General features: G+C 45.6%; 5 protein-coding genes. 2 read left to right on the forward strand and 3 right to left on the reverse strand.

Annotated features, from left to right (window positions below):
* Positions 1-461: 461 nt before the first annotated feature.
* The 3 genes from LC574_RS26875 to LC574_RS26885 all read right to left on the reverse strand — a co-directional run bounded on the left by LC574_RS26875 (position 462) and on the right by LC574_RS26885 (position 2135).
* Positions 462-1409: a cytosolic protein gene (locus LC574_RS26875; protein ID WP_229456701.1), complete on the reverse strand. Its 948-nt coding sequence runs from the start codon at positions 1407-1409 to the stop codon at positions 462-464.
* Between the two features lie 65 nt (positions 1410-1474).
* Positions 1475-1909: a hypothetical protein gene (locus LC574_RS26880; protein WP_229456703.1), complete on the reverse strand. Its 435-nt coding sequence runs from the start codon at positions 1907-1909 to the stop codon at positions 1475-1477.
* Between the two features lie 37 nt (positions 1910-1946).
* Positions 1947-2135, reverse strand: coding sequence for a hypothetical protein (locus LC574_RS26885; RefSeq protein ID WP_229456706.1), 189 nt, complete (start codon positions 2133-2135; stop codon positions 1947-1949).
* 47 nt (positions 2136-2182) lie between these two features.
* On the opposite strand from LC574_RS26885, the gene mobV reads away from it, so the two are divergent.
* Together mobV and LC574_RS26895 are read left to right on the forward strand one after the other, a co-directional pair.
* Positions 2183-3943, forward strand: a complete 1761-nt coding sequence (mobV, locus tag LC574_RS26890) for a MobV family relaxase (RefSeq protein ID WP_229456707.1) — start codon at positions 2183-2185, stop codon at positions 3941-3943.
* A 311-nt stretch (positions 3944-4254) separates the two neighbouring features.
* Positions 4255-4800, forward strand: a 546-nt coding sequence (locus LC574_RS26895) for a hypothetical protein (RefSeq protein ID WP_229456709.1), incomplete at its 3' end; no start/stop codon positions are given.

A 4800-nucleotide genomic window follows, 5' to 3' on the forward strand; every position in this document is an offset into this window, starting at 1 on the left:
AGTGCTTTGAATAATCGCCGCTTGACGTAGTGTCTCCAAAACTTGGGGCGACTGTTCTTTGAATAACTCCTGCTTGCCTTTGTACTCACCAATAAGCCGGATGGTACGCAGTAGATTTTGAGTAATTGGCTGGCGTTCGATAAAGCCTGGTTCAAACGACTGCATCGACAGTTCCTATCAACTTAACTTCACCATATTCTCATCAGATTCCTCGCCCCGTGAAAACCCCAACATCAGGTATGGGGGTAAGGGGTGTTTGCGTATTTATTCGCCGCCAAACTTGTTTCAAAACACTGCTGAGTGAGTGCGAACGCGAACAGCGTTCCGTAGGAAAGCCCACCGTACTCCTCCGGAGAAGGAAGCTACGCGTAGCGTATCGAAGAGTTGGTATCGCCAATACTCAAGCCTGCTGGTTGGAGTTATACTATACCCCACTTCCCAAAGTTATATATTCCATACGATTACTCGGTTGCTGGTTGATAGATTTGTCGTAACTCCTCAACAGTACTAGCGGTATCTATCGCCTCTAAAATTGCTTCTAATAAGTTTACATCCTCGATTTGCTCAATTTCAGGTAATAAGTTTTGCCCCTTTGAGCCAAATTTGAGTTTTAATCCCAGGGATATACCTTTTACAAGTGCTTCCTGCTTACCTTTTTCAATACCAAATCGCTCAAACGAAGTAATATACCGCATACGTTGCTCCGCTTCTAATTGTTCTACTTCCCGCCGAAACTCTCGCTCCAAATCTTGAGGGAGCGTTAATAACCAGTCTACAAAAGCTAACAAATTGAGAACATCCTCGCGCTCAAACCCTTGCTCGTACAATCTCCGTACTAAAGTCAGTTTCTGCTGCTTGCGTTGTAACCTATCGTTACGGGTTTCTAATGCTGCCAGGTGTGCCATCACCACAGTAGCAAACGGGTTGCGACTGGCTTCCAGTTCGGACTGCCGTTGTTGATAGTCTACCAACTTCACAATTGGAAACTGAAAATCTACTGTACAACCAAATAACTGGTAGCCAAATTGGTTTGGTCGCCATGTTGCGCGTTCATCACCCAGTACCGCAAGTGATGCAACCGATCGCTTGTATCTATCGTAGATGCGATAATTATACGTGTACATCCTCTGGGTAAAATCGCTTTCTTCCTGAGCTTGTATCTCTATATGCACAAGAACCCAGACTTCTTCACCCCCACTGCGATAAATTTTTACTAATTTATCAACCAACCGCTTTCCCAATTCTGCATCCCGCACTACCTGCTGGAGTTCCTTGTCTAAAAATTCGGGTTTTTGCGTCCAGTCAATCTCCCTATGCGCCTGCGGGAAGAAAAACCGCATAAAATCTTCAAAATATCGCTGGATTATGTCCTTCCAGGGCGAATCGAATTCGGTCTGAGGGTTGGTCATACTGGAAATTTTCAAGAGACAAACCGCACTTTATCAGACGGGCGTAACGCGCTAATTAATTTGTGCTAGTCATCCCCAAAAAGATTATCCAAATCTTTAGATGAAGTCTTACCCTGAATCAAAGTATTTGGTCGCTCTATTAGTTGCGCTGACTCTAAAATATTTGACTGTAAAGTTGTATTCCCATTATTGGCTCTTGCATCAGCTGGAACCGGATCTGGAGGAGTCAATTGTGGTGCAACATAATTTGGCAACACAAACTGTGGTTGTTCCACAGACATAGCCAAACGCATATTACTGCCGTGTTTATTCAGGCAATCCTGCGCCTCCCAACACGCAAAACGCAGCTGCTCTTGAGTATACTTCCCACTGTGGTATCGGGCATAAGGCAACAAAGCCGACAATGCCTCAAATCGCCTCAAAAAATCTACGTATTTTGCACCACTATTTAAATCGACTGTTGAGGAATCAAGCCATGTTAACCAACACAAATTGTGCATAAATTGCACTCAAACTGTGCCAAAGCTGCACTAGGTGCTACCCCAAAGACAGATTTCGGGTGGAGAGTATAAAATAGTCGTACTCACTACGGTTATTTGCCCTACGCGTTGCCTGTGGCAATGCCAAGAGTCGCTCGTCACAAATAACCTGCGTTCGCCCCTTCGGGGGAATATCGCGGATGCTTCTATCAGCAATAAAAGCATTCACTACAGTTAATCTTCCCATCAATTAGCACAAACACACCATGAAAACCACGATGATTCAACTCAAATATGACATACGGCTACGCGATCGCCCGTACCAAAAAACTCAAACGCCACAATCTTGTAGGTAGTGAAGCGCATACTGCCCGAACACGTGAAACACCTAACGCTGACCCAGAAAAGCAAAATATCAGGCTCATCGGCAGCACTGAACAAAACGAATGTTTGGAGGATTTGGTGCTGGCTAAGATTGGGCAATACGAACAAAAGCGAAAAGTCAGAACTGATGCTGTCTACTGTGTCGAGATTCTCCTCACAGCATCACCTCAGTACTATCGTCCAGATGACCCAACTCGCGCTGGGTACTACCACGAAGACAAACTTAAACAATGGGTTGATGCAAACCTCAAATGGTTACAGGAGACTTACCAAGACCGAATTGTGAGGTGCGAGTTGCACTTAGATGAGGCGACACCACACTTGCACGCTTACCTCGTACCCCTCGACAAGGATGGACAACTCCGGTGTAATCATTTCTTCGACGGTCGCCAAAAGATGATGGCTTTTCAGGATGACTACCACACCGCGATGCAGCATCTGGGGTTAGAAAGAGGCATCAAGGGTAGCAAAGCCCAACACCAGGATATAAAAGACTTTTACCGAATTGTGGAAGAGGGGAAAGACCTAGAACCTGGGAAACTTACAAGCGAACAACTTCAAGCTAAAGCTGCTGATAGAGACAGGGCTATTAGAAAGAAAAAGGAGATGGAAGCGACTGCTAAACAACTGGTCAAAGAAAATGAAGCACTAGAAGCACGCATTCAACAGTTGTCAGCCGAAAACCAACAGTTGCGTTCTGAACTTAAGCAACTTGCTGACCAACTCCGAGACCTTCCCCTAGAAGATGTGGCTTGGCATTTGGGACTAACTCAAGATACCAAGGGCAATCTCCGGTGGAAAGGTGTGAACCACATCATTAATATAGATGGTTCTAAATGGTATGACTTCTCCAAGAGTGTGAATAAAGGTGGCGGCGGGGCTATCGACCTGGTGATGCACGTAAACGGGTGCAACTTTAAAGAAGCGATCGCGACTTTAAATGACCGCTTTGGTGAGTCGGGAATGCTCAGGGCTGCCACCCACCATGCCAGGGAACAGGCTGCTGAGATTGCCCGAACAGAACCAACGCCCCAGTTTGTACCACCAGTAAAAGATGAAAACCAATGGCAGGCGGTTCACAACTATTTGACCAAAAAACGGGGGTTGCCATCAAGCTTAGTACAAGCACTTCATGAGCGAGGATTTGTTTATGCCTCGGAGCAACAAAACGCAGTGTTTCTGATGCGGGGGCTGAACGGTGAAACTAGGGGTGCATTTTTGAGAGGGACGCGAGGGAAGGATAACACCTTCATGGGGTATGAGAAAGGAAGCAAACGCACTGATGGGTGGTTTTGGTTTGGCTTGGGCGGTCAACCAAATGGCGAAATTCAAAGGGCAGTATTGTGTAAATCCCCCATTGAGGCTCTGTCATTGGCAACATTTGAACTGGAGGTGGAGCAAGGAATGCTCAAAGAAAGGACAATGTATTTGGCAGTGGATAGTCCCAGAAGCTTGCCTGTAGATTTTCTCAAAACTGTTCCCACAGTGGAAGTGGCATTTGACAATGATGACGCTGGTCATGAAACTGCACGAAACATTAGGGAACTGTTACCGCAGGCTACTTTGGTCAAACCCAAAGCCCAAGATTGGAATGCGGCACTGTGTGCAATACCAAAGTGCCAGGAGCAACAGAGGCACACTCAGCCGCAGAGGCAGGGACTGGAACTGTGAGCAAATCAAAAATTACTCCTTCTAAAAATCAAAAACGCTTTTTTTAGCATAGGAGAGCGCCTTTCATTCACTAGCTGCCAAAGCTCAGGAGAAGTTGTGAGCTTATCTATTCTCTAGAACTAATCTAATACGTGATTTAGCTATTGCAGGGTTGGCTCCTGTAGGCTTGGGGTATCAGTACCAATGTGTGATTAGTAAAGCTAATAATTATTCATTTGGTTTCAAAGATGGTAACTTCACAGGCGGTTTCAGTCAGTCCACTGTACTACGTTTGTTAGGTGGCTCCTCCATAGCTAAGTACGTACCGGGCTATGGCACGATCAATCGGATCTGCACTTCTCAACACTTGGTTCATCCAAACCGTACGTTCACGTACACCTAACACGCTTGCAGCAAGTATAAGTTCTCTCGCCGTGATTCAATATATGGTGCAAGAGTATGAGCTATTGCTGTATAAGCTAGGGAGTCAACCAGATATCTGGCTAATCAAAGGGCTAGCTCATCGTTGTGCCCACTGTGGCACGTTGATGCGACCGCATCCTAATAAAAAAATTTTTCCAGAAGGGCGCTGTCCAATCCGCCAGTGTAACAGCCGCAAAAGAGCAAAAGTTTTGGAGAAGTTAGACCCAACTCAAGACCGTTTGTTGATTGCCAAGCCTCAAATTCTCACCTACTGGACTGGCCCGGCAATTGATGAATTAGAAATTTTTGATACAGCTCGACAACACGGGCTAAATGCTGAATTGTATCCAGAATCTGATTTATGTGATGTGTCGATAAATGAACGGGCAATTGGTATTGATGCTAAATCTTACACAAGTCCTGTATCTCTAGCTCTACGCCTCAACCGTAGCATT

Source organism: Nostoc sp. CHAB 5715 (assembly GCF_020829685.1).
GTDB lineage: Bacteria > Cyanobacteriota > Cyanobacteriia > Cyanobacteriales > Nostocaceae > Nostoc.